The following is a 24669-nucleotide window of genomic DNA, read 5'->3' on the forward strand; positions in this document are numbered from 1 at the left end:
TCCATGTGAAGTGTTTGGGGTTTAACTAGGAGCAATGGGGAATAGTTTCTCCTTTTTTATTCTTTCTCCAATTCCGGATCAAACTTCCTAAATTCGCCTGATTTTCCAGCCTATTAAACCAATGAATTACCTTTCCAAAAGGAGAGTTGCTCTCGGCGCGATGTTTTTCTTTATGGGGCTTTGCTTCTCAAGTTGGGCGGCAAGGATTCCTGACATCCAAGCAAAATTTCAGCTTTCTGAAGGCCAATTGGGGACTATTTTACTTTGCCTCCCCATAGGTTCTATGCTCGGATTACCCATTGCCGGTTGGTCAGTGCATCAATATGGAAGTAGGGTGGTGATCTTAATTATCAGTTTCGCTTATGCCTGTACCTTGCCTTTGATTGGCTTGGCCACGACCACCTGGATGCTAGTTCCAATCCTTATCCTTTTTGGCATGTTCGGGAATATTATGAACATCTCGCTCAATACCCAAGCCTTGGGATTGGAGGATCAAATGGGGAAAAGCATTTTGGCTTCTTTCCATGGATTATGGAGTATGGCTGGATTTACTGGAGCTGGATTTGGGGCAGGAATGATTTTGTTGAATATCTCACCTGCAGGGCATTATGGCCTAATTATGCTGATCTCTTTCGTGATCGTTCTTCTTTCTCAAAAATTTGTACTAAACGACAAAAATCAATCGGATGAAGGAGGATTGGTCTTGAAAAGACCGGATGATTTGCTGCTGCGAATTGGACTGATAGCTTTCCTCGGAATGATGACAGAAGGCTGCATGTTTGATTGGAGTGGGGTTTATTTCAAAAAGATAGTCTTGGCAGAACCTGGCTTAGTGGCTCTTGGCTATGTGTGTTTTATGGGAGCTATGGCCTCCGGTCGATTTATGACGGATAAATCCACTCATCGATTTGGAAGAGTTCCTGTTTTACGGGTAAGTGGAGTGTTGATTTTCTTGGGGCTTTTGATTTCTGTGATTTGGCCGGGTATTTATTCAGCAGCACTTGGGTTTTTACTGGTCGGTTTTGGAGTTGCTTCCATCATTCCCGTTTCTTATAGCATTGCTGGCCGTTCCAAACTTTACCCTCCAAGTGTAGCACTAGCCTTGGTCTCTACCATTTCGTTTTTCGGATTTTTGCTGGGTCCTCCTTTGATTGGATTTGTGGCAGATTTGTTTGATTTGAAAGTTTCCTTTGCGCTTATTGCAATCAATGGTTTGGGGATTTTCCTTTTGACTAGCATTAGGAAAAAGGTATTTGAACCCCAGCCGATTAATTCTGTAGAATGATTTTACCGGAGGAGTTTCAGTTTACCAAAGAGTTTGAGGTGGGATCTTTCCAGGTTCATCCCAATGGAAATATCTGCCTGACTTCCCTTGCTGATTTGCTTCAGGAAATTGCCTGGAGACATGCGGATTCTGGGGATTTTGGAAGAAACCTGATGGAAACCCAGCAAATGTGGGTGCTTTCCAGACTGGAAATAAAGGTCCAAAAATTCCCAAAATGGGGAGATAAGATCAGGATTTTTACGGGTGGACGAGGAACTGAAAAGTTGTTTGCTTTTCGGGAGTTTTTGATTTGGAATGAAAAAGAGGAGGTTTTGGCTAGAGCCATGTCCTCTTGGTTATTGCTTCATTCTGAAACGAAAAAAATTCTCAGACCAGAAATTGTTTTGCCAGCCGAACTTTTTGATCCTAGCAAAAAGCCGGATTGGCAGCCGGGCAAAATTTCACTTTCAGGTGAACTCATTTCTGAGGAAAAAATTCAAGTCAGAAATTCGGATTTGGACTTGTACCACCATGTCAATAATACCAGCTACATCCGATGGGTTGAAAATGCATTGGCAGCCCAAGATTGGTTTCCTCAAGAAATTTCAATCAACTATTTGGCGGAATGCTTGTCGGGAGATCAGGTAGAATTAAAGCTTTTTAAAGATGAGGAATTTGGCTTTTTGGAAGGGAAGGTTGGTGACAGAATGGTCTTTTCTGCTAAGGTGAAATTAGATAATTCCTGATTTTCCTGTGATTCTAGTCACAGCTTTAGGCCTTAATTTTAATGCACTTTTGTACATTGCTATACGACTATGAATCAAATGATGCAGCCTTTTGTCAAATTGATCACGCTCATGGTAGCCCTTTTGGGTCTTTCCGTGGCCTTGATAGGAGTGATCGGATTGGTTTTATTTTTATCCTATTCGGGAGTTCAACTGCCAAGTTTAAGCGAAGAGGAAGTTACAGCCCCTCAGGCCGTCGCAGCCGTTCCTGTGGTAAAAGCTCTTGCTGATCCTTCGGGTATGTGGAAGGCTCCAGATTTGGCAAGTTTGGATTCTGATCCAAACGGAGATGAGATCAAATATGGCCGGGAATTAATTGCAAACACCTCAGAATATCTTGGTCCAAATGGGAAAGTCAAGGCGATTTCAAATGGAATGAACTGTCAGAATTGCCATTTGCAAGCTGGAAGAGCTCCTTTGGGAAACAACTATAGCGCCGTTGCATCAACCTACCCTAAAGTCAGAGCACGATCCGGCCAATCTGAAGATGTTCAAAAGCGGATCAACGATTGTTTTGAAAGAAGCTTGAATGGACAAGCCTTGTCCAGAGATTCCAGAGAAATGAAAGCTATGGTGGCCTACATTAATTGGTTGGGAAAAGATGTACCAAAGGGAGAATCTCCTCAAGGTGTGGGGCTTTACGAGGTGCCATTACTAGACCGTGCAGCAGATCCTTCCAAGGGAAAATTGGTGTATGACAGTCAGTGCGCAGTTTGCCATCAGCCAAATGGAGAAGGAATAGCTAAGCCAGATGGAACAGGCTATACTTATCCCCCACTTTGGGGTAAGAATAGCTACAATTCCGGGGCAGGTCTCTTTAGACTTTCGAGATTTGCAGGATATGTGAGAGCAAACATGCCTCTAGGCGCAACTTTTGAAAACCCAATGCTTACGGACGAAGAAGCATGGGATGTAGCAGCTTATGTAAATAGCATGGAAAGGCCTTCCAAGGACTTGTCAAAGGACTGGCCGGATATTTCCAAAAAGCCAATGGACCATCCTTTTGGTCCCTATTCGGATGAGTTTTCAGAAGAGCAACACAAATTCGGTCCTTTCAAACCGATCAAAGAAGCCAAAGCTCAAACCAAGTGATCAGGAAATCTGCGGTTTACTTACTTCTTTTCTTAGGTATTTCTAATTTTTCAAAAGCTCAAGAAGAGAAAAAAGACCTTGTTGTTTCGCCCGATATCCATTTCAGATCCTTTTGGATGAATACGGCATATCCCGGACTGGACTTTAAAAAAGACTATGCCTTGGGTATGTCCCTGAATCTAGGAGCAAAGCTGGAATTCAAGGAAAATTTGAAAATGCACGTTGGCTATCGTGGATTTACCAATGTGGCCAGTTCGGAATTTTGGAATCCCGACCCAATTTCTGGTCAATCTAATCGATATGAAGCTGGGCTTTTTGATTTATTAAATCCTAAGGATAAGGTTTTTGGAAAATTAGAAACACTCTCTTTAGAATATTCTACTCAAAATTTTGGAGCGAAGGTAGGCCGGATGGGAATCAATTCGGATTGGATCAATGCTCAGGATGGAAGATTGTCACCTACGGCTTTGGAGGGGATTAATCTTTGGTTTAACCCAGATAAAAATTGGAAATTTTCCCTTTGGGGAATTAGCAGATTGAGTATTCGGGGAAGTAGTGAATGGTTTAATCCGGGAGAAACCTTGGGTATTTATCCTCAAGGAAGAACTGAAACCGGGAAGCCAGGCAATTATTTTGGAAATACCCAAAGCGAGTGGATTGGAATTGCTGAAATAGACCGGAAAATAGGAAGTCGAAGCAAGATTCACTTTTCCCAGACTTTGGTTCAAAATATTTCCTCAACCTACTGGATGGCCTGGGAATCCAACTTGGTTAAGAAAGATGGCCTGATCAATTTGGGTGTAATGGGAGGTTTTCAACATGGCATTGGAAATGGAGGGAATCTCAATTTAGAATTGCGATACAAAAATCCTGAGGATAAGAATTTTGCCATTTCAGGAAGAGTTGGATGGAAAAGCGCACGATGGGTTACCCATTTGAATGTAACTCAGGTATTCGGAAAGGGTAGGTGGCTGAGTCCACGGGAATGGGGAAAAGATGCCTGGTATACATTTATTCCAAGGGAAAGAAATGAAGGGTTTGAGTCAGTAACTGCAGTTGTTGGGTATGCTGAATACCGCTTTGAAAAATTCCCAATCCAACTTTACAGTCATATGGGAGTACATTTTCTTCCTGATACCCAAAGTCCTCTTGAAAACAAATACAATTTCCCGAGCTATTTCCAGTCCAACTTGGGATTGAAATACCAACCTAAAAAGATCAAGAATCTGGACTTCCATTTCATTTTGGTTTCTAAGGAAGCATTAAGACCGAATGGTCTGACTTCCAATCAGATCTATAATAAAGTGGAAATGCTGCATTTCAATGCGATTTTGAACTGGAGGCTAAATTGAGACAAGGCCTGATTTTCTAAAAAATTAGGAATTGTGAAATCCTATACCCAAATTTGTCGCGTCGGAGAAAGGTTTCCGTGACTTGTAATCAAGTGTTATTTGGCTGAGTCCTGCCTAGTAGTAAAGTAATAGAGTTCCCCTTCATCAGGTTTCAATTCTTAATGCCCCTACTTTTCAAATCGAACTTGCCTCAAATGCTTTTTCGAGTTGAAGCCTGCAGTAATCCCATTTCCTAAATTTCAATTCAAGGTCTTTCAGGCCAATTTGGATTTTTTATTCAGGGAAAATCAACCATAAAATCTTCTACATGTCAAAAAATCAAAACACGTTCATCAAAAAGCAAAAAGCTGAACTGAAAAGAAGAAAACAAAAAGAAAAATTTGAAAAAAAACTAGAGCGTAAAGCTCAATCCAAAGACGGGAGTCTTGAAAATATGATCGCTTATGTGGATCACCTCGGAAATATCACCGATACTCCTCCTGAGCCAATTGTAGAAAAAAAGAGACCCGATAATACCAATTCAAAAAAACCGAGTAAACAATAACAAACATTTCAGAAATCATGAATGAAGGAACAGTAAAATTCTTTAACACAACCAAAGGGTTTGGATTTATCACTCCTGCGGACCAATCAGAAGACGTTTTCGTACACCATAGCGGTTTGGTACACGAAATCAGAGAAAATGACAAAGTTACTTATGACAAAGTTCAGGGTAAAAAAGGCATTAACGCTGTAAATGTAAAGGTGGTTAAATAATCCCCCGTGTATCAGCTAATAAAAATCCCCGGATTGAAAGATCTGGGGATTTTTTGTTTTTAAATACTTTAGGAAATTACAACCTCGTTTATAAGGGGTTTTCCTTCTTCAAAGTCTGTGATATTTTTTAGCGTAGTCAAAGCAATTTGCTCCAGAGCTTCTTTGGTCAAAAATGCCTGATGTCCTGTGATCAAGACATTCGGAAAAGTCATCAAGCGGGAAATCTGTTCATCCTGTAAAATTTCCTCGGATAGGTTTTGAAAAAAAATATGTTCCTCCTGTTCGTACACATCGATTCCTAGAAATCCGATCTTTTTTGTTTTTAGGGACTTGATGACAGCTTTTGTATCAATTAATCCTCCTCGGCTGGTGTTGATAAGCGCCACGCCCTTTTGCATAAAAGAGAGGGTTTCGGCATTGATGAGGTGTTTGGTTTCTGGGGTTAGCGGGCAGTGAAGAGAGATGATTTGGCTTTGTGCGAATACTTCCTTAAGCGGCAAATAGGTAACACCGATTCTCTTCATTTCCTCATTTTCTACCACGTCATGGGCTAAAATTTTACACCCGAAGCCCTTAGCTATTCTGCAAAATGCCCTGCCAATGGCTCCGGTTCCAATTACCCCGACCGTCTTTCCATGAATATTCACTCCTGTCAGTCCTTCCAAAGAGAAGTTATTTTCCCTGACCCGGTTGTAGGCTTTATGGGTTTTTCTGGAAAGGGTAAGAATCAAAGCAAACGCGTGTTCGGCGACTGCTTCAGGGCTGTAGGCAGGAACTCGAACCACTTTAATTCCCAATTCTTTCGCGGCTTTAATATCAACTTGGTTATATCCAGCGCATCTCAAAGCAATTAATTTGATTCCAAGTTTTGCCATTTTATCTAAAATGCCTTTTTGGATATGATCATTAACGAATGAGCAGATCACCTCATGTCCTTCGGCCAAAGAGACCGTTCTTGAGTCAAGTTGCACATCTAAAAAGCTAATCTGATGACCAAAATCCTGTAGGTGATTTTGAAAGCTTTCACGATCGTAGGATTTGGTACTAAAAAAAGCAACTTTCATGGTATACGAGGTTTTAAGCAAAATTGAAATCTAGATTTCCCTTTTGCTAAGTTCTATTTTAAATGCTTATTTAAGTTAAGTTTTATCCTAAAAACCAAAACCATCAGCCTTATGAAAAAAGTCTTCTATTTATTGCCTTTAGTATTTACAATGGCTTGTTCCCAGCCAGATTCAAACACTGAAGCCCAAACTGAAACTCAGACCGAAACCATAATTCAAGAAGTTCCTATGCCAGATTCTGTACTTAGACACGTTGTCCTTTTTGGTTTTAAAGAAACCTCATCCCCCGAAGATGTTCAAATGATTGTCGATGCTTTCAAAGCTTTACCATCCAAGATTTCTGAAATCAAGGGCTTTGAATGGGGAGTAAATTCAAGTCCAGAAGGTTTGAATCAAGGCTTGACTCATGCTTTCACGCTCACCTTTCATTCGGATGCAGATCGTGATGCATATTTACCTCATCCCGCACACAAAGAATTTGGACAAATTCTAGGACCGCACTTGGATAAGGTGACAGTTTTAGATTATTGGACTAAAGAATAATCACCTGTCGACAGGCAGGGTGCTTCCATCCGATCCAGCACTTTCCTGAATATTGATGACTTCTGTCACCACAAATTCGCTAGTACCTCTCCAAGGAAGTATGCCGTTGAATTCTTGATAGCGAAGCTCCAGGTGTTTGCCGGAGTTTCGCTCCAAAACAGCAGCAACCTCTGGGTCCACTACACTGAATCTAAATTCATTGCTTTGTAAAGCTCCAGAAGTAGGGCTTTGGAAACCTTCTTGGACCATTCTTCCTTCCCAAGTTTTAAAAATCACTCCTTTTTTCACGAAGTAATTCAAGCTGCCGGCTTTGACACCTTCGCCGAAAACAAAATAGAATTTCCACCAAAAGAAAATTCCCAATACCAAGACCAAAATTAATCCAGAGGTCCAAAGAAACTTTTTCATAAGTATGAGTTTAAGCTTACTAAATATAAAAGCCTTTTGACCAAAATAATAAATAGGAAGAAAAATAAACCCTGAGCACAACAACCTGTTTTAAAGGAATGCAAGCTTCTCTTTTTCATAGTTCTGGCGAAAATCTCCTTCCTTTTCAAGGGGAAACTATATTTTATCCTGAGTTTCTAGCTAAGCAATCAGCAGATCACTATTTCCTAAAGCTCAAAGAAAGTTTGTCTTGGAAACAGGAACCCATCAAGCTATTTGGGAAAACAGTGATGCAGCCTAGGCTGACTGCTTTGTATGGAAATCCGGATATTCCTTACGGCTATTCAGGGATTGTAATGCGGGCATTTCCTTGGACTCAAGAATTGGAGGATTTGAAAAATCTGGTTGAAGAAAAAGCGGGTCAGGAATTTACCCATGTGCTTTGCAATTTTTATCGGGATGGTCAGGATAGTATGGGGTGGCATCGAGATAATGAACCAGCTTTAGGAAAAAATCCTTGTATTGCTTCCCTGACTTTTGGAGCTACGCGAAATTTCCAGCTTAGGCATTACGAGACTAAAGGACATAAACTGGATATTCCACTTTCTCATGGGAGTTTGCTTTTGATGATAGGGGAAAGTCAACATTACTGGGAGCATCAATTGCCAAAAACCAAAAAAGTATTGGGGGCCAGGATTAATCTTACTTTCAGAAAAATAAAAAGATAAAAAAAGGGCTGTCACATTGAGCGAAGTCGAAATGTTTTCCAAAATGCTGGAATCGGCCTTCGACTCCGCTCAGGCTGACTAAGAAACAATTTTTGAGACAGCCTCTTTTCTATTAATCCACTAACCAAAGATAATCTCCATATCCTTGGGCTTCCATTTCCGATTTTGGAATAAACTTCATTGCAGCGGAATTCATGCAATACCTGAGATTCGTAGGAGCAGGTCCGTCATAGAATACATGGCCTAAATGACTGTTTCCAAATTTACTTCTAACCTCTACTCGAGTCATTCCCAAGGTGCTATCGATAGGTTTATCGATAGCTCTTGCATCAATTGGTTTGACAAAGCTCGGCCATCCTGAACCACTTTCATACTTGTCTTTGCTGCTGAAGAGCGGTGCGCCAGAAACAATACATACATAGATTCCCTCTTCCTTATTGCCATTGTATTCATTTTGGAAGGCATATTCCGTGGCATCCTCCATGGTCACCTCATATTGAAGAGGAGTAAGGGTCTTTTTCAGTTCAGGTTTGGCGGGAGCAGTATATTTCTTTTCACTCAATTCCGGCCAGTGGGCTTTGATGAAAGCATCTCTTCCAGATCCAGTTCTATAAGCATAATATTCCTTTGGATTCTTTTTGTAATAATCCTGGTGGTAATCCTCGGCTGGATAGAAGTTGGTGTATTTGATAATTGGAGTAGCCACTGGCTTGTTAAATCTTTTGGATTGGTCCAATCTCTTTTTAGACTCCTCTGCTACCTGCTTTTGTTCAGCATCATGGTAGAAAATTGCCGATTCGTATTGACTTCCTCGATCATAAAAAGAACCTCCAACATCGGTTGGATCATAGGTTTGCCAGAAAATATCCACCAATTCAGAATAGCTGATTACTTCCGGATCGAAGGTGATCTGAACAGACTCTCTGTGGGAAGTTTTTCCTGAGGACACTTCTCCATAGGTTGGATTTTTTTCTTTTCCGCCTGCATAACCGGACACGACTGAGATCACTCCATCAATTCCTTCAAATGGAGCCTCTACGCACCAAAAACAACCTCCTGCAAAAGTGGCTAGTTGTGTTTTGGCTGAAAAGGTTTCCACTTTTTCATCCGTAGAAATTACTTCTGATTCGACTGCTTTTTCTGTGGAGGGACTGCTGCAGGCCATCAAAAGGCCTAAAATAAAACTCATCATGGGTAGGTGATATTTATAGATTTTCATTTTGTGTGTATTCAAATGCGAGGTGAGTATAATAATTGGTCGGTTTTTTGAAAGAAACAAAAACATTCCGCTTTCTGTTTGTTTTCGATTCTAAAATCATCTTAAATCTAATTTAGAGTTAAGTACGGGTTGAAGTCAAAACTGGATTGTCGGATAGCTTACCATTTTCAGTATTTATCTAAAAACCGCTGATATGAAATTGAAACTTGTCTTTCTTTCTCTCCTTTTTTTTGGGTCTTTTTCATTCCTGACTCAAGCTCAGCAAGGTTCCGGTTTTGGGATAAAAGGTGGTTTGAATTACAATACCAGCGGGAAATATTTCAAGGATGCTGAAAATATTTTCACCAAACCTGGGGAAAATATGGGCTATCATTTTGGTGTATTTTACCAACTCACAAGTTTTGATTTAGCACTTCGACCTGAGTTGATTTTCACCAATACTGAATTTGAAACCACCTTGGGAAAAGTCAATTACCAAAAGTTTGATCTCCCCATTTTGGTAAAAATGAATTTTTTCAAAATCATCAGCTTTCAAGCCGGACCATCCTTTCATTATACGGTAAAAGAAAAGTTTTCAATTCCTGAAAATTTCCAGCCTACTGATCCATTTGGATTAGGATTTCAATTGGGATTGGGGGTAAACATTGGTCCGGTTGGATTGGATTTGCGGTTTGAGCGAGAGCTGAATGATCGGAAATTTACTTTTGATAATGTTCTAGGAAAGGAAGATTTCAAAAGTCAGCAATTGATCTTGGGAGCGTCCTTTAAAATTCCAGGAAAGAAAAAATAAGACCACCCAGGCAAAAACAATTTCCAACTCCAATCATTTTTCTATCTTGATCGGGTCAAAATCCTGGACAAGAGATTTATGAAAAAAAATTGGGCATTTGGGTTAATTCTACTTTTATCGATTTGGGGCTGTGCTAAGGATGAGGTTGATCCTTTTGCTACCATTAAGCCTGAAGAAAGCCGCTTCAACAAAATCACTTTGGTAGAAAAACTCAATGAACCCATGGAGTTGGAGGTTCTGGATAATTTTGACGTCCTTTTTATCGAGCGAGGAGGAAAGCTCAGAAAATTTGTATCGGAATCTGGTGAAATTGAGGAAATCGGCTTTTTAGATGTTTATGCCCAGAGTGAAGATGGCTTGTTGGGTTTGGCTAAAGACCCAAAATTCAATGAAAACCAGTGGATTTATTTGTACTACGCTCCGGCAGGCCCAGATTCCATCAACCGCTTGTCCAGATTTACGCTGACGGATGGATTATTAGACAAATCCACTGAGAAAATCCTTTTGGAGGTTCCCGTTTTTCGGGGTTGTTGCCATTCCGGTGGTTCTTTGGAATTTGATTCCAAAGGAAATCTCTTTTTGAGTTTGGGAGACGATACCACACCTTTTGAATCGTCTAATTACAATCCAATTGATGAAAGAGCCGGAAGACCAGGAAACGTAGATGCTCAAAAAACATCCGGGAACACCAATGATCTAAGAGGCTCAATTATTCGAATTACCCCAACTGCAGAAGGTGGATATACGATACCTGAAGGAAATCTCTTTCCTCAGGGAACTCCCAATACCCGTCCCGAAATCTATGTAAAAGGAAATCGAAACCCATTCAGAATTGCCGTGGATCAAAGAAATGGCAATCTTTTCTGGGGAGAAGTTGGACCTGATGCCTCTGTGGATAGCATGGGACGAGGACCCAAAGGCCATGACGAGTTTAATCTAGCTACTAAGCCTGGCTATTTTGGATGGCCTTATTTTGTTGGTAACAATAAGCCTTATTGGAAATTCGATTTTGAGAAAGGGGAAAGTCTTTTTGAGTTTGATCCCAAGGCCCCTAAAAATACTTCTCCAAATTCTACAGGATTGGAAATTCTTCCTCCTGCTACCCCTGCTTTGATTTGGTATCCTTACGATGAGTCTGTTGAATTCCCCATGTTGGGAACAGGAGGTAGGAATGCCATGGCTGGACCAGTTTATTATCGGGAAGATTATGAAAAGTCCGATGTCCGATTCCCCGGCTATTTCGATGGCAAGGTGTTTTTCTTTGATTGGATGCGAAACTGGATTTTCACGGTGAAATTGACCGAGGATTTTCTATACGATACCATGGAGCGGTTTATGCCTTCCACGGTTTTTGATAAACCTGTTGATATGCAATTCGCGAAAGACGGTTCTCTGTACATTTTGGAATATGGAACCTTTTGGAGTTCCCAGAATGACGATTCAGGAATTTATCGGATAGAATTTGCTGCTGGAAATAGAAAGCCTCAGGTCAAAGCATCAGCCGATCAATATGCTGGAGCTGCTCCTTTAGCAGTTAATTTCTCTTCCGAAGGAACTGTTGATTTTGACCCTGAAGATCAATTGACCTACTCTTGGGATTTTGGAAATGGGAAAAAGTCAACCGAGCCAAATCCATCTATGACTTTTGAGCAGGCAGGAACTTATCAGGTTAAACTATCTGTAGTAGATTCTTCAGGAGAAAAATCAGAAACCAGCTTGGAAATCAAAGTGGGGAATGAAGCTCCGATCGTTGAGCTTGAATGGCAAGGAAATCGAAGCTTTTACTTTGGAAAGGAAAGCTTGAATTATGCTGTCAAAGTGAGTGATCGGGAGGATGGAGAAATAGATCCCTCCAAAGTGAGTTTCTCCATTGATTATATCGAAGGCGGTTTTGATTTGATTCAAGCAGGCCATCAGCAGGAAGCGCCAATTTCTCCGGGAGAAAATTACATCACCCAAGCCGGTTGCAAAGCTTGCCACGCCATTGAAAAGGAATCTGTGGGACCGATGTACACGGCAGTTTCGGAGAAATATAAAAATCAAGCAGAGGCCAAGGATTATCTGGTAAATAAAATTCTCAAAGGTGGGGGAGGTGTATGGGGAGAGCGAATTATGCCCGGACATCCTCAATTGGAACTAGCTCAAGTGGAGTCAATGGTGGAATATATTCTTTCCCTTGCCAATCCTGATGCTTACAAAACTAAGCTTCCACTGCAGGGAGTTTACACTTTAGATCAGGTTTCCAATCCCGAAGGATATTATCTGGTGCAGGCTAGCTACTCAGACCTAGGATCAAATGGAATTCCTTCCTTAACAGGTAGAACCTCTTTGACTCTGAGAAATAGTCAAGTCAGAGCGGCTTCTGCAAATGAACTCAAGGACGTGGCTAAAGCCAATGGGCCTCAATTTCAATTCGTGAGATTTACTGCCAAAGGAGCGTGGATACGATTTGATCAAATCGATCTTTCAGGAATTAGAGAGATGATTTTGGAAGTGAATCCAGGAAATACGAAGGGGAAAATCTCAATTAGATCAGGAAGTCCAGAAGGTGCAATTTTGGGAGAAACCAAAGTCTTGACTAAAGAGGATAGACCAAAAAATGCCGATCAGTTTTTCGAAGTGAAGATCAATCTAGTTTCCACTTCAGGGTATCAGGATTTGTATTTTGTATTTGAACCTGAATCAGAAGTTTCCATCTGGAATACATTCAACCTAAATACTTTCAAGGTTTTGAGATAACCATTTCCCTGGAAGTTGGTAATTGAAGAAATTTTTTTGGAAGTAATTCAGCATAGGGATTAAATTCCTTATGCTGAATTATTTATGATTTAAATCATATCCTGTTTTGAAATTTTTCGCAGGCTGATCGCGTTCTTACTTCAAATCCAATTTAATCCAGAAAACTATGAAATCTCTTTTTAAAACATGTTTAGGCCTTGCTTTGACATTTTTGCTTGTTTTTGCAATTGGCTGTAACAATGAATCAGATCCCAACTCAAATCAGATTGATGAAATTCAAAATGAAGTGAGTTCCGGACAATGGGTAATCACCAGATTTGAAGACTCAGGGAAGAATGAGACAAGTAATTTCTCAGGCTTCTTTTTCGTATTCTCTCCATCGGGCACTTTGACGGCAACTAAATCTCCAACTGGTTACACTGGAAATTGGTCTATTACAGATAGCAATAGCAATGACGATAGTCCTGATGACCTGGAGTTTAATATTTTCTTCAGCTTGACCAATGACTTTGAGGACTTAAATGACGATTGGGATATTGTTAGTCATTCTTCCTCAAAAATCGAATTGATTGACGTAAGCGGAGGTGGAGGCGGAACTGATTACCTAACTTTTGAAAAAAGATAGAGGCTTTTGACCACAATCAATTCCAACTCTTAATGGATTAAAAAACCGAATTGTAGGGTAATCATTGAAGTTTGAGCCCTGTTTTCTTCAAAAGTTATTTGCCCTGCAGGATTGACCTCAATTGTATTTCTTATCACGTATTTGGTTTTATCTCCATACTGATACATCAGCTTTACAAAAAGTGATCCTCCCAATTCATTCGCTTCCTTGGGTTTTGCCCGATGATAAAATCCAATTCCCACTCCGTAGGTCAACCCTTCATAATTTGTGGAAAGTAAGGACTCCAAATACTCTTGATCTAGCAAGGTGTCTACCAAGTCATTGTCGACCCGGGTTTTGGTGTTCATGATTTTCATCCCGATTAGAGCATCTACAAAAGGAATCATCCCAGTTTGCTTATCAGTCAAAGCTAACCTAAACAAGGGACCTAAAGTGAAGTAATTGAAGGTCGTCTTCAGTTTAGGAAGGAACTGACTTTCTGGAGTTTTTTCAGTACCCAGATTTAAATAGTTAAAATCCAGCCCTAAAAGAAGAGGGGAGTACCCTTCTTTTTTTGGATTTAGGAGAAAGTGAAAACCTCCTCCAAAACCCAAGTCTCCTAAAGAGTTGTCAATTGCATTTTTGAACTCACCAACAGGAATCCCAACCGTCCCTTGCAGACCGATTTGAATCGACTCTCTTTCCTGAGCAGCGCTGTTAAATGCTGTAATTGAAAGCAATCCAATTCCGATAATTGCTTTCCAAACCCTAGAAAAAATTGATTTCAAAGAAGATGATTTTGGAAAAACTCTTTCAGTTTCACGGCTTCCTGATCATCCACCTTTTGATCAGCTAAAACAGATTCTACCAAAGGAATCAGCTCATCAAAAGGGCTTTCTCCTTTAAGATTTGAATTTTTCTCTAGCCACTGCTTTAGTCTGTAGATTTCATAGGTATTGATGTCCCCGCTAGCCAAAATCCCCTCAAAGATTCCGTTAAGGAAATAAAGATTGGGATGCTTGATTTCTTCAGATTCAAAGTCCCCTAAAAATGTTTTGAGGATCTGATTCATATCATGGAGTTCCTCATGATTTACCTTTCCGTCAAGGATAAGAGGTTGAATTTTCTCGTAAAGTGTCTGGAAAGTGCTGTCTTGGCACAGAGATTCATTTTGAAAGCACCAATTTTTAAGTGCTTCATATTCATTCCGGTTCACTGTTCCGTCCAGAGAAATGCCATAAATCATTCCTGCCAGTTCGTAGGCAGCTTTTAGAGTTTCTGAGTTATTTTGGGTTTTCATGGTAAAGTATTCCTTCGGTGATAAAAATATTCCTTCCATTCAATTTACTCTCTATTCAGGATATTTTATAAGTTTTTTTGATTTTATGATTTACTGAAAAGGCTGATTCCAAAAGAATTTCCATTATTTATCAGAATATTAAGGATTCCATTTCTCCCTGATTATGTCTATTTCCTGCCAAAAACATCTCTTTTCCATAAATCCTGAAGTTTCCTATTTGAACAATGCCTACCGAGGGCCTTTATTGAAATCCTCTGAAAAGGCTGCTCAGTTGGATTTAGAGGCTATGCGTAATCCATTTTCGATCCAACCCATTGACTTTTTCACTAAGGTAGAGCGGGTAAAAGACCTTTTTGGAAAGCTTGTTTCCTGTCAAAAAGATCAGGTTGCAATAGTTCCCAGCACTTCTTATGGCTTTGCTGTTGCTCTGAACAATTGGAAACCGATAGGGAAAAGAAAGGCTATTGTGGTAAAAGATGAATTCCCCAGCGGGTATTTTTCAATGCAAAGATGGGCTGATGAAAATAAAGGAATTCTAGAGGTGATCGAACCCTCAGATTCAAGCGAAAATCTTGGTCAATCCTGGAATGAAAAACTCCTAACTGCCATAGATGAAAATACTGCCGTGGTGCTGATTTCCAGTGTGCATTGGATGAATGGGGTTAAGTTTGACTTAAAGGCTATCGGTGAAAAGTGTAGGCAACATGGAGCAATGTTCATTGTGGATGGCACCCAATCTGTGGGGGTTCAGCCCATCGATGTCATGGAATGTAAAATTGATGCTTTGGTTTGCGCTACCTATAAGTGGATGCTGGGTCCATATTCCTTGGCTTTGGCCTATTTCGGGGAAAAGTTGGAAGGTGGAAAGCCTCTGGAAGAGTCCTGGATGAATCGTACAAACTCCAAAAACTTTTCAGGACTCACGAATTATCAAGCCGAATTTCTGCCTCACGCCAATCGATTTGATGTGGGTGAAGTCAGTCATTTTGTGTTAATGCCAATGCTCGAAAAATCCTTAGCGCAAATTCTGGAATGGAATCCTCAAAATATTCAGATCTATGTCAGAAGATTGAAATCCCAACTGGCTTCTTTTCAAAATGAACAAGGATTGAGTTTGGATATGGGTGATTTTTCTTCTAACCATCTTTTTTCCCTTCCACTGAAAAAAGGAATTTTTCCAGCCTCAATTCGGGATCTTCTAGAAAAAAATCAGATTTACGTATCCTTGAGAGGAGATTCCTTACGTGTTTCTCTGAATGTATTTAATGAGGAAAGGGATATTCAAAGATTGTTGGAAGTCTTGAGACTAGCTTAATTCCAAACTATCTGAAGTTAAGGCTGAAAATCGTTTTCCGATCTGGGTCTGAGCTTACAGTCAAGCTACCTCGATGCAAGTTCATAATCTGTCTTGAGATCGCTAATCCAATGCCTGAACCGGTTTTTTTCGTGGTGTAGAAAGGGACAAAGATTCTTTCTAAGGCTTCAGGAACAATACCCGGTCCTTTATCTTCCACCATGATTTGGGTTCCCAAATCTCCCTGGCCTACAGCTTTCAGCCAAATTTGCCGGTCTGCCTGATTTTGAAGTGACTCTGAAGCATTTTTGATCAGATTGATCAGAATCATGGATATTTGATCAGGATCGCAAAGCACCTCCAAATCCTCCGGCATTATTTCAGTTTGAATACTTACTTCTTTGGACTTCAAATCTTCCTTCATCAGTCCAAGGACATTTTCAAAAAGAGATTTGACAGGAACCGATTCTTTTTTCGGAATAGGAATATTGGTGTAATCCCGGTAGGCATTCACAAAATTTACCAGTCCCTTGCTTCGATTCGCAATCGTGTCAAGCCCTTCCTGAATGTCCTGGAATCCATCTTTTTTGATCAGCATACCTTCTTTTTGCACATAGCTGTCCTCATCGAGAATCGTTCTTAAGGATTCTACCAAACTTGAAATCGGAGTAATAGAATTCATGATTTCATGTCTGAGCACCTTGGTCAGGTTTTGCCAGGCTTCCAATTCATTGGATTGGAGTTCCGCATTGATATTTTGAAAGGAGAGTAGCGTCCAACTTTGACCTCCCATTTTCAATGACGTGGATTGGATGATCAGGTGTAATCCTGGATTGACTTTGAAGGAGATTCTTTGCCCCGGCTTCATTTCCATAATCTCCTGAAGCAACTTGACCGATAGCTTCCCCAAATCAGAAATATCCCTGAATTGAGGAATTTGAAGCAGGTGTTTAGCTGCATTGTTAATCACTCCGATTTTTCCTTCGGCGTTGAAGGAAATGATTCCTGTATTGATATGCTGAATGATCACTTGCAGAAAAAGCATTTGCTCTTCCTTTTCTGCCCTGGTTTGTTTGAAGACTTCCATTACTTCATTGAAGGCCTTGTTCACTTCCCGAAAGGATCCTCCCATTTTACTATCTGAGGTAAACGAAGAAGAAAAATCAGTGAATCGAATTGAATCTAAAAAACGTGCAAGTTTGTGGTTTATGGAATTGACATAATACACCATTTCCCCAGCCAAAAGTAAAACCACAAATGTTAGAATTGCAGGAGCAAGGAGTAATCCCTGACTCAGATAAAGCCAGATTGCTAAAAAAATCGCTAAAGAAATACCCAGGATTCTCAGGGTAATTCCTATCGAAAATCTCCTATAGACCATATTTTTCCAGTCTTCTGTAGAGTGAGGATCTTGTTAAGCCTAATTCCTCAGCTGCTCGGGTGATGTGGCCATTGTGTTTTTGAAGGGCTTTCCGGATGAGTATTCTCTCTACATCTTCAATGTTAAGGTGCTCCAAACTCACATTCTCCTCAGATTTTTCAGGTTGTCCCATTTTTTGAAGGAAAAGATCTTCTGGTTGCAGCACATTGTGGTTGCTCATGATAACTGCTCGCTCAATGCTATGCTGAAGCTCACGGATATTTCCAGGCCAATGGTACTTGCTCATCCGTTTGAGGAGAGGTTCGGAAGCTTTGCGGATATCCTTGTTGTACTTTTTGGAATAATAGCTGATAAAATGATCTGCCAGCAAAGGAATATCTTCCACTCGCTCCCGTAAAGGAGGAAGTTGAATTTCTATGGTATTGATTCGGTAAAGCAAATCTTGACGGAAGGAATTGTCATAAACCATATTGTAGATCGGCATATTCGTGGCTGAGATCAGGCGGATATTCACGTCCACGGGTTTATTTGCTCCGACTCGAGTGACTTGACGGTTTTGCAAAGCAGCCAATAATTTCGATTGAAGGGCTAAAGGTAAATTTCCGATTTCATCCAAAAACAAAGTGCCTTTATGGGCTTGCTCGAACCTTCCGGCTCGATCTTCTTTAGCGTCGGTAAAGGATCCCTTTTTATGTCCAAAGAGCTCAGATTCGAATAAGGTGGAGGTAATCGAACCTAAATCCACTCCTACAAAAGCTTCTCGATTTCTTCGGGAATGTCTATGAATCGCCCGGGCAATCAATTCCTTTCCAGTTCCGTTTTCTCCCAAAATCAAAACATTGGCGTCAGTTGCAGCCACCCGCTCAATGGTTTCAAAAACCTTTTGCATGGACGGACTTTGACCGATGATGTCTTTGAATTTATTGTCAATATCCTGCTGCAAAGTCTGCTTTTGGTCTTTGAGAAGGTTGACTTCCAGCTTTTTTTGGCGAAGCTGGAGTGCAGTATTTAAAGTGGCAAGTAAGCGTTCATTTTCCCATGGTTTGAGGACAAAGTCAGTTGCTCCTTCCTTGATGGCTTTTACGGCCAGATTTACATCCCCGTAAGCAGTAATTAATACCACCACAGCCGAAGGATCCAATTCTAAAATTCTATCCAGCCAGTAAAATCCCTCCTGACCCGAACTCACATCCTTGGTGAAATTCATGTCCAAAAGGATGACATCGTAATTTTCGTTGTGAGTAAGAATAGGCAGCAGATCCGGGTTGGTTTCTGTATCCACTTGGGCAAAATGTCTTTTTAGAAAAATCTTGGCTGCTTTGAGCAGATCTTCATTGTCATCTACAATTAAGATTTTTCCGATTCTTTGCTCGTTCATCATGGGTTGTTTTTGATTTTAACCAAAACTGGTGTCGGATATAGTGATTCCAAAAGTCTGCCGAATTTCATTTTGGCTGATAAATTCAAAGAAAGTGTCAAATCCAGACGATTTTGGCCGTTTTTGAGCTTGAAGTTCTATGCTATAAGGTAAAAAATATTTTTCGGCTTTGACTCACTTTTGTTCGCTGGCGGACGAAAATGTTCGAGTAAGGTTTTTAGAGTTTTTTCCAAAAGGCCTCTAGAGATAGTTTCAGGCTGTTTTTTTCATGGCACAGCCTTTGGCATAAAAGGGAAGAGCCATAGATGGCCTTTTTACACATGGACAGAAAAATTGAAAAGAAAACCTGGACTCCCAGAAAAATCGCAGCCATTGTTGGTGGAGCAGTTTTGCTTGGGGGAATTATTTATCAAATCGGATTCGCAGACCATAGATCCACCATGAATGTGGAGAAGGATCGCTTGAGTATTGGCACAGTCAAAACAGGAGAGTTTACCGATTATATTTTAGTTTCCGGGCAGATCGAACCTGCAAGGACAGTTTTTTTGGACGCTATTGAAGGTGGCGTAGTCAATCAAGTGGTTCGTGAATCAGGGGCATTAGTAAAGAGAGGAGATACTATTTTGGTTTTGAACAATTCAAACCTTCAGCTCGATGTCATGCAGCGGGAAACTATGCTTTATGAGCAAATCAATAATCTCAGACAAACCCGACTTCTTTTGGATCAAAACGATTTGAGCCAACAAGGACAATTGGCGGAGATAGATTACCAAATCAGTCTTCTTGAGCCCCAGTACAAGCGATTCAAGGAGCTACATGAAAAGAAATTGGTCTCTGATCGAGAATTTGAAGAAGTCAAAGAGCAATACGAATACAATATCAAAAGGAGAAAATTGACTTATGCCTCCTATAGAAACGATTCCATCGCCAGATCCATTCAATTGAATCAGTTGAGAATGTCTGAGAATCGTATGCAGGCATCTTTGACTGGTGTGGGCAATATTTTGGATAATTTGATCATTACTGCTCCTATCTCCGGGCAGCTTGCCACTCCTGAACAACTTGAAATCGGTCAAGCGATCAATCCAGGACAGCGCTATGGACAAATAGATATTTTGGATGAATTCAAAGTGAGGGTGCCAATTGATGAGCTTTACCTTCCAAGAATCAGCTCAGGTTTGAGAGGGAAGTTTTCCTTAAGTGGGCAAGATTACGAACTAGAGATCTCCAAAATCTATCCAACCATCACCAATGGACGATTTGAAGTGGATATGATTTTCACGGGTGAAAGACCAGAAGGAATCCGAAGAGGTCAAAGTGTGAGAATCAGACTGGAATTGGGACAAAGTGAGCAAAGTCTCCTTTTACCGACAGGTGGATTCTTCAAGGATACAGGCGGGAATTGGGTATTTGTCCTCAATGCGGCTGGAAATGCTGAGAAGAGAAACATTCGACTAGGAAGGAAAAATCCCGAATTCTATGAAGTGCTTGAAGGCCTAGTGGAAGGAGAAAAGGTAATAATCAGTGGGTACGAAAACTTTGGAAATAATGAAATTTTGGAGTTGAAATGAGTTGGGAGAGGGAAGACCGAAGACGGAAGAATGAATTCAGGTTAAGAGGGGATGAATCCAGATTAATTATCATAAGATTTAATTATTCTAGCTAGAGAAAGTAAAAGTATAAAACGATGGGATTCAAGTTTGAAAAGCTTCTGATTTGGCAAAAGGCTATGGACTTAGCTGAAGAAGTTCATACACTTTCTAAAAAGTTTCCAAAAGAAGAACAATATAATTTGACTAGCCAAATAAATAGAGCTGTTGATTCGATAGCGCTAAATATTGCTGAAGGTTCAATTATTCAGACTAATCCGGAGCAACATAGGTTCTTAGGTTATTCAATAAGATCTATTGCAGAGGTGGTAACCTGTCTACATAAAGCAAAAAGAAGAGCATATATCACAGACGAAGAATTTGAAAAAAGTTACAATGACTTTCAAGATTTGATGAATATGACGGTTGGCTTCAAGAATAAAATCAATTAGAGTGTTAATCAGGATATTTATTTCTCCGAGATGCAACCTTCCTATAATTCTAAACATCTGTCAAAATGTGAGCTTGAAAAATTTTGCTTTTATAAATCAGACTATAAATACTTAAAAATTTACTTACCGATGGGTCATTTGACTTTGGTCTTCTGTCTCCCATCTTCAAACTTAAAACTGTAATTAAACGATGGGGTATCGAGGCTTCTGTCTTCGTACTTCCGTCTTCAAACTCAAAACCATGGAAAACGTAATCAAAACCGTAAACCTCCGGAAACTTTATACCACGGAGGAAGTAGAAACTACCGCATTGGATGGAATCCAAATCGAAATCAAAAAGGGGGAATTTGTGGCCATCATGGGGCCATCAGGTTGTGGTAAATCAACCCTTCTGAATATTATTGGTCTCTTGGATAATCCGGATAGTGGTGAATATTATTTTTTGGATAAAGAGGTAGCGGGTTTTTCCGAAAGACAGCGCTCTGCTTTAAGAAAGGGAAATATTGGATTCGTTTTCCAAAGCTTCAATCTGATTGACGAATTGACTGTATTTGAAAATGTTGAATTGCCCCTTCTTTATTTGAAAACTCCAGCTGATGAGCGTAAGAAAAGAGTAGAGGAAGTCCTCACCCGAATGAACATCATGCACAGAAGAAATCACTTTCCTCAGCAGCTATCTGGTGGTCAGCAACAGCGAGTAGCTATTGCCAGAGCGATTGTGGCTAAGCCTTCAGTTATTCTTGCCGATGAGCCTACAGGTAACTTGGATTCTAAAAATGGTGAAGAAGTGATGCGTCTTTTGGAAGAATTGAATAATGAGGGAACTACTATAGTCATGGTAACTCACTCTCCTCATGACGCCAATTATGCTCACCGGGTGATCAATCTATTCGACGGAAAAGTGGTCACAGAGAATATCCGTGAGCAGTTTCACGTATGATGCATGGAAGAAGGGGAGTTTGGAAGCAAGGAAGTCAGTTCCCTTGGGAATTGACACTTCCTCTTTAAGTTGGCTTTTTGGTTTCTAAAGTAGTCCGAAAAGCGCCCATACTATTCATCAATGTATAAGCTTGGGAATAATAGGTAGAGAATTCTGCTTCTAAAATATACTTCCTTCTTTTTGCCTTGTGCAAACAAGTGACCACTTCGGCTGATGACCTCAAGGAATAGCCAATGAATTTTCGAAATTCTTTGGTCGATTGGCCGGTGGAACCTTCGGCAATATTTAAGGCAATAGAATCAGCAGCTCTTCGAATCTGTGAGGTTAAATTGTATTTCTCGTCTGAGGGAAATTTTCCGGAAGTTTCAAAAATTAACTCTCCAAATTCCATGGCCGTATGCCATATTCTCAGTTTTTCAAACTTGAAAGTTTCCATAGGATTTTATGTTTCTAAAAAATTGAAAATCAATTCACTAAAATAAAATATTGATGCAATTACAACACATCAAAATTATAAAAACATAAGCCCCAATCCTCCCAACTCCCTAACTCCCTAACTTCCCAACCCCCAAACCTCCTAACTTCCCAACTCCTTAACTTCCCAACTCCTATACTTCCTCCCCATGCTCCGCCACCACTTAGTATTAGCCTTTAGAAGTTTCAAAAAGCATAAATCAATTTTTGCCATTAATCTTTTTGGATTGACTTTAGGACTCACCACGGTGGTTCTGATAATGCTTTGGGTAAAGGATGAATTGAGTATAAATCGGTATCATTCCAAGATTGATAGAATCTACTCTGTTATGACAAACCATGACAATGCCAATGGATTGGTTTCTTTGGATATGACTCCAGCTAGAATGGCCGAGTCGATGGAGGAGGAATTAAGTCAGGTGGAAAGTGCTACAGCCATTTCTCCATTTATCGAAGGAGTTAGCTTTGAGCAAGGAGAAACAAAAATGACAGGCGATGGCTATTTCGTGGATCAGACCTATCTGGAAATTTTTGACCTAGAATTTTTATCAGGGAATAAGGAAAAAGCCCTGACTGGGATTAATTCAGTTGTCCTTTCTGAAGCCCTAGCTACCAAGCTTTTCGGTTCACCACAACTTGCATTGGGAAAATCTCTGCACTGGAAAGTTTTCAGTTTTGAAAATGAGGTGGAGGTCACTGGGGTATACCAAGATTTAGGAAATCTGGACTTGGTTAAACCTGAATTTCTTCTGGCTTTTCCATTCTTTCTAGAGATGTTGGGAGAAGGAGCACACTGGGATAATTACAATGCATCAACCGTAATTCTGATCAAAGAGGGAACTGATGTCGATTCTTTCAATTCTCAGATTTCAAATTTCATAAAGGAAAAAGAGGCCAAATCCAATGTTTCTGCATGGGTTCAAAACTATGGAGATACTTACCTCTACGGAACGTATGAAGGAGGAAAAGCAGTAGGTGGGAGAATAAGTTACGTGAAGTTGTTTTCTGCAATTGCGCTTTTTATCCTCGCGATAGCCTGCATCAATTTCATGAATCTTACCACTGCAAGGTCCATGAGTAGAGTGAAGGAGATTGGTGTGAAAAAATCCATAGGAGCCAGTCGAGGAAGTTTGATTTCCCAATTTCTTTCCGAATCGCTTTTGCTGAGCATGATGGCTTTAGTCTTGGCCATTCTAGCTTCTTACATTCTGCAACCCATTTTTAATCAAATCACCGGCAAGACTATAGGGATGACTTTCGGCGTAAATGAATTCCTGATGTTGGGCGGAATATGGTTAATCACCGGACTTTTTGCCGGAATATATCCAGCCATTTACCTTTCCAGATACAAGCCGATAGAGGTGATGAAATCCCAGATTAAGGGAAGTTTCGGGGAGCTTTTGGCCAGAAAAGGATTGGTGGTTTTTCAATTTTCCATATCTCTGCTCCTGATCATTGGGATTGCTGTTTTGGGAAAGCAGATGGCCTATATCCAAAATCAAAACCTAGGATACAATCAAGCACACTTGCTTGAGATCAATACTCCAGCAATTGAACCTGCTCGTCTTGAATCTTTTTTAGCACAGTCAAAAAATCTTCCCGGAGTAGAAAATGCCTCTAGTCTTAGTCATCCTTTAGTTGGATTATCCAGCGCAACCATTGGTTTGAATTGGGAAGGAAAAAACCCAGAAGATCAAATCAAATTCGAGAATATCACAGTCAACTTCGGTTTGATAGAAACCATGGGATTTGAAATGAAGGAAGGGAGGGCATTTTCTCCTGATTTCGGTGAAGAACAAACTAAGATTATTCTCAATGAAGCTGCCGTAAAGACAATAGGTTTTCAGGATCCGGTTGGAAAAATCGTCAATCTTTGGGGTGAAGACAAGGAAGTGATTGGGGTGGTGAAGGACTTCAATTTCGAATCCTTAAAGGAAACGGTGAAGCCAGCATTTCTGAAATATGATCCGAGTTTTGCTCAAAAAATCATGATCCGAATCGATCCTGTGAATCAGCCAGAAACTATTGCTGGGATTTCTGAACTCTATGAGAAATTCACCGGGCAAAGCCTGAATTACAAATTTATGGATGAGGATTATCAGACCCTCTATGCTTCTGAGCAAAGAACTTCGGCACTCGCCAAATACTTTGGTGCCTCTGCTATTTTCTTGTCTTGTCTAGGACTATTTGGTCTGGCAGCTTTTACGGCTGAAAAGAGGAAAAAGGAAATAGGAATACGAAAGGTCATGGGAGCTACTACAGCTGGGATTTTGACTTTGATATCCAGAGATTTTGTGAATTTGGTTTTGATTTCCATTCTGATTGCTGTGCCGATAGCCTGGTATTTTGCTGATGCCTGGCTAAAATCCTATGCTTCACAGACATCCTTGAGTTGGTGGATTTTCGCCGGATCTGGATTTGTATTGATTTTCATTTCCTTAATGACCGTTGGCTATCAGGCCTTTAAGGCGGCTACTAGTAATCCGGTGACATCTTTGAAAAGTGAGTAAACCTAAAAATACTTTGACCGAAAGCGAA

General features: G+C 40.4%; 24 protein-coding genes. 16 read left to right on the forward strand and 8 right to left on the reverse strand.

What is annotated here, in order from left to right:
- Positions 1–121: 121 nt before the first annotated feature.
- The 6 genes from DFQ04_RS01310 to DFQ04_RS01335 all read left to right on the forward strand — a co-directional run bounded on the left by DFQ04_RS01310 (position 122) and on the right by DFQ04_RS01335 (position 5249).
- Positions 122–1285, forward strand: coding sequence for an MFS transporter (locus tag DFQ04_RS01310; protein WP_133551925.1), 1164 nt, complete (start codon positions 122–124; stop codon positions 1283–1285).
- A complete protein-coding gene (locus DFQ04_RS01315; RefSeq protein WP_133551927.1) occupies positions 1282–2010 on the forward strand; it encodes an acyl-[acyl-carrier-protein] thioesterase in 729 nt (242 codons plus the stop codon). Before DFQ04_RS01310 ends, DFQ04_RS01315 begins: the two co-directional genes overlap by 4 nt.
- A gap of 69 nt (positions 2011–2079) precedes the next feature.
- Complete coding sequence (locus DFQ04_RS01320; protein WP_133551929.1) at positions 2080–3141, forward strand: c-type cytochrome; 1062 nt, start codon at positions 2080–2082, stop codon at positions 3139–3141.
- A complete protein-coding gene (locus tag DFQ04_RS01325) occupies positions 3138–4493 on the forward strand; it encodes a hypothetical protein (protein ID WP_166637228.1) in 1356 nt (451 codons plus the stop codon). The genes DFQ04_RS01320 and DFQ04_RS01325 overlap by 4 nt, the downstream gene beginning before the upstream one ends.
- Positions 4494–4800: 307 nt before the next feature.
- Complete coding sequence (locus DFQ04_RS01330; protein ID WP_133551933.1) at positions 4801–5037, forward strand: cold-shock protein; 237 nt, start codon at positions 4801–4803, stop codon at positions 5035–5037.
- A gap of 17 nt (positions 5038–5054) precedes the next feature.
- Positions 5055–5249 carry a cold-shock protein gene (locus DFQ04_RS01335; RefSeq protein ID WP_133551935.1) on the forward strand — a complete coding sequence of 65 codons (195 nt, stop codon included), beginning with the start codon at positions 5055–5057 and terminating at the stop codon, positions 5247–5249.
- Between the two features lie 68 nt (positions 5250–5317).
- Here DFQ04_RS01335 and DFQ04_RS01340 read toward each other — a convergent pair whose 3' ends face one another.
- Positions 5318–6313: a 2-hydroxyacid dehydrogenase gene (locus DFQ04_RS01340; protein ID WP_133551937.1), complete on the reverse strand. Its 996-nt coding sequence runs from the start codon at positions 6311–6313 to the stop codon at positions 5318–5320.
- 111 nt (positions 6314–6424) lie between these two features.
- On the opposite strand from DFQ04_RS01340, the gene DFQ04_RS01345 reads away from it, so the two are divergent.
- Positions 6425–6856 carry a Dabb family protein gene (locus DFQ04_RS01345; protein WP_133551939.1) on the forward strand — a complete coding sequence of 144 codons (432 nt, stop codon included), beginning with the start codon at positions 6425–6427 and terminating at the stop codon, positions 6854–6856.
- Here the strand turns inward: DFQ04_RS01345 and DFQ04_RS01350 are convergent, their stop codons facing one another.
- Positions 6857–7264, reverse strand: coding sequence for a hypothetical protein (locus DFQ04_RS01350; protein WP_133551941.1), 408 nt, complete (start codon positions 7262–7264; stop codon positions 6857–6859).
- A 98-nt stretch (positions 7265–7362) separates the two neighbouring features.
- Between DFQ04_RS01350 and DFQ04_RS01355 the strand changes: the two genes are divergently transcribed.
- Positions 7363–7971, forward strand: coding sequence for an alpha-ketoglutarate-dependent dioxygenase AlkB family protein (locus DFQ04_RS01355; RefSeq protein ID WP_133551943.1), 609 nt, complete (start codon positions 7363–7365; stop codon positions 7969–7971).
- Positions 7972–8083: 112 nt separating this feature from the next.
- Here the strand turns inward: DFQ04_RS01355 and msrA are convergent, their stop codons facing one another.
- Positions 8084–9190, reverse strand: coding sequence for a peptide-methionine (S)-S-oxide reductase MsrA (msrA, locus tag DFQ04_RS01360; protein ID WP_243739610.1), 1107 nt, complete (start codon positions 9188–9190; stop codon positions 8084–8086).
- Positions 9191–9383: 193 nt separating this feature from the next.
- Here msrA and DFQ04_RS01365 point away from each other — a divergent pair, with 193 nt between their 5' ends.
- The 3 genes from DFQ04_RS01365 to DFQ04_RS01375 all read left to right on the forward strand — a co-directional run bounded on the left by DFQ04_RS01365 (position 9384) and on the right by DFQ04_RS01375 (position 13344).
- Entirely contained in the window at positions 9384–9980 is a 597-nt protein-coding gene (locus DFQ04_RS01365; RefSeq protein ID WP_133551945.1) for an outer membrane beta-barrel protein, read from the forward strand.
- A 78-nt stretch (positions 9981–10058) separates the two neighbouring features.
- Positions 10059–12719: a PQQ-dependent sugar dehydrogenase gene (locus tag DFQ04_RS01370; protein ID WP_133551947.1), complete on the forward strand. Its 2661-nt coding sequence runs from the start codon at positions 10059–10061 to the stop codon at positions 12717–12719.
- A 166-nt stretch (positions 12720–12885) separates the two neighbouring features.
- Positions 12886–13344, forward strand: coding sequence for a hypothetical protein (locus DFQ04_RS01375; RefSeq protein ID WP_208110496.1), 459 nt, complete (start codon positions 12886–12888; stop codon positions 13342–13344).
- Positions 13345–13373: 29 nt separating this feature from the next.
- Here DFQ04_RS01375 and DFQ04_RS01380 read toward each other — a convergent pair whose 3' ends face one another.
- Positions 13374–14111, reverse strand: coding sequence for a hypothetical protein (locus DFQ04_RS01380; RefSeq protein ID WP_133551949.1), 738 nt, complete (start codon positions 14109–14111; stop codon positions 13374–13376).
- Positions 14108–14623, reverse strand: a complete 516-nt coding sequence (locus tag DFQ04_RS01385) for a hypothetical protein (RefSeq protein ID WP_133551951.1) — start codon at positions 14621–14623, stop codon at positions 14108–14110. Before DFQ04_RS01385 ends, DFQ04_RS01380 begins: the two co-directional genes overlap by 4 nt.
- Before the next feature lie 163 nt (positions 14624–14786).
- On the opposite strand from DFQ04_RS01385, the gene DFQ04_RS01390 reads away from it, so the two are divergent.
- Entirely contained in the window at positions 14787–15938 is a 1152-nt protein-coding gene (locus DFQ04_RS01390) for an aminotransferase class V-fold PLP-dependent enzyme (protein ID WP_133551953.1), read from the forward strand.
- Positions 15939–15945: 7 nt separating this feature from the next.
- On the opposite strand, the gene DFQ04_RS01395 is transcribed toward DFQ04_RS01390, so the two are convergent.
- Together DFQ04_RS01395 and DFQ04_RS01400 are read right to left on the reverse strand one after the other, a co-directional pair.
- The gene (locus tag DFQ04_RS01395; protein WP_133551955.1) at positions 15946–17298 is read right to left on the reverse strand and encodes a sensor histidine kinase; all 1353 of its coding nucleotides are present in this window, start codon (positions 17296–17298) and stop codon (positions 15946–15948) included.
- Positions 17288–18676 (reverse strand): sigma-54-dependent transcriptional regulator, encoded by a 1389-nt coding sequence (locus DFQ04_RS01400; RefSeq protein ID WP_133554296.1) that lies wholly within the window; start codon positions 18674–18676, stop codon positions 17288–17290. Before DFQ04_RS01400 ends, DFQ04_RS01395 begins: the two co-directional genes overlap by 11 nt.
- 320 nt (positions 18677–18996) lie before the next feature.
- Here DFQ04_RS01400 and DFQ04_RS01405 point away from each other — a divergent pair, with 320 nt between their 5' ends.
- From DFQ04_RS01405 to DFQ04_RS01415, 3 genes are all read left to right on the forward strand, one after another.
- Entirely contained in the window at positions 18997–20247 is a 1251-nt protein-coding gene (locus DFQ04_RS01405; protein WP_133551957.1) for an efflux RND transporter periplasmic adaptor subunit, read from the forward strand.
- Positions 20248–20363: 116 nt separating this feature from the next.
- Positions 20364–20717, forward strand: a complete 354-nt coding sequence (locus DFQ04_RS01410; RefSeq protein WP_133551959.1) for a four helix bundle protein — start codon at positions 20364–20366, stop codon at positions 20715–20717.
- A gap of 241 nt (positions 20718–20958) precedes the next feature.
- Positions 20959–21657, forward strand: a complete 699-nt coding sequence (locus DFQ04_RS01415) for an ABC transporter ATP-binding protein (protein WP_133551961.1) — start codon at positions 20959–20961, stop codon at positions 21655–21657.
- A gap of 64 nt (positions 21658–21721) precedes the next feature.
- On the opposite strand, the gene DFQ04_RS01420 is transcribed toward DFQ04_RS01415, so the two are convergent.
- Positions 21722–22093: a four helix bundle protein gene (locus DFQ04_RS01420; protein WP_133551963.1), complete on the reverse strand. Its 372-nt coding sequence runs from the start codon at positions 22091–22093 to the stop codon at positions 21722–21724.
- 187 nt (positions 22094–22280) lie between these two features.
- Here DFQ04_RS01420 and DFQ04_RS01425 point away from each other — a divergent pair, with 187 nt between their 5' ends.
- Positions 22281–24641 carry an ABC transporter permease gene (locus DFQ04_RS01425; protein ID WP_133551965.1) on the forward strand — a complete coding sequence of 787 codons (2361 nt, stop codon included), beginning with the start codon at positions 22281–22283 and terminating at the stop codon, positions 24639–24641.
- The last annotated feature ends 28 nt before the right edge of the window (positions 24642–24669 follow it).

It is taken from the genome of Algoriphagus boseongensis (assembly GCF_004362805.1).
Classification (GTDB): Bacteria; Bacteroidota; Bacteroidia; order Cytophagales; family Cyclobacteriaceae; genus Algoriphagus; species Algoriphagus boseongensis.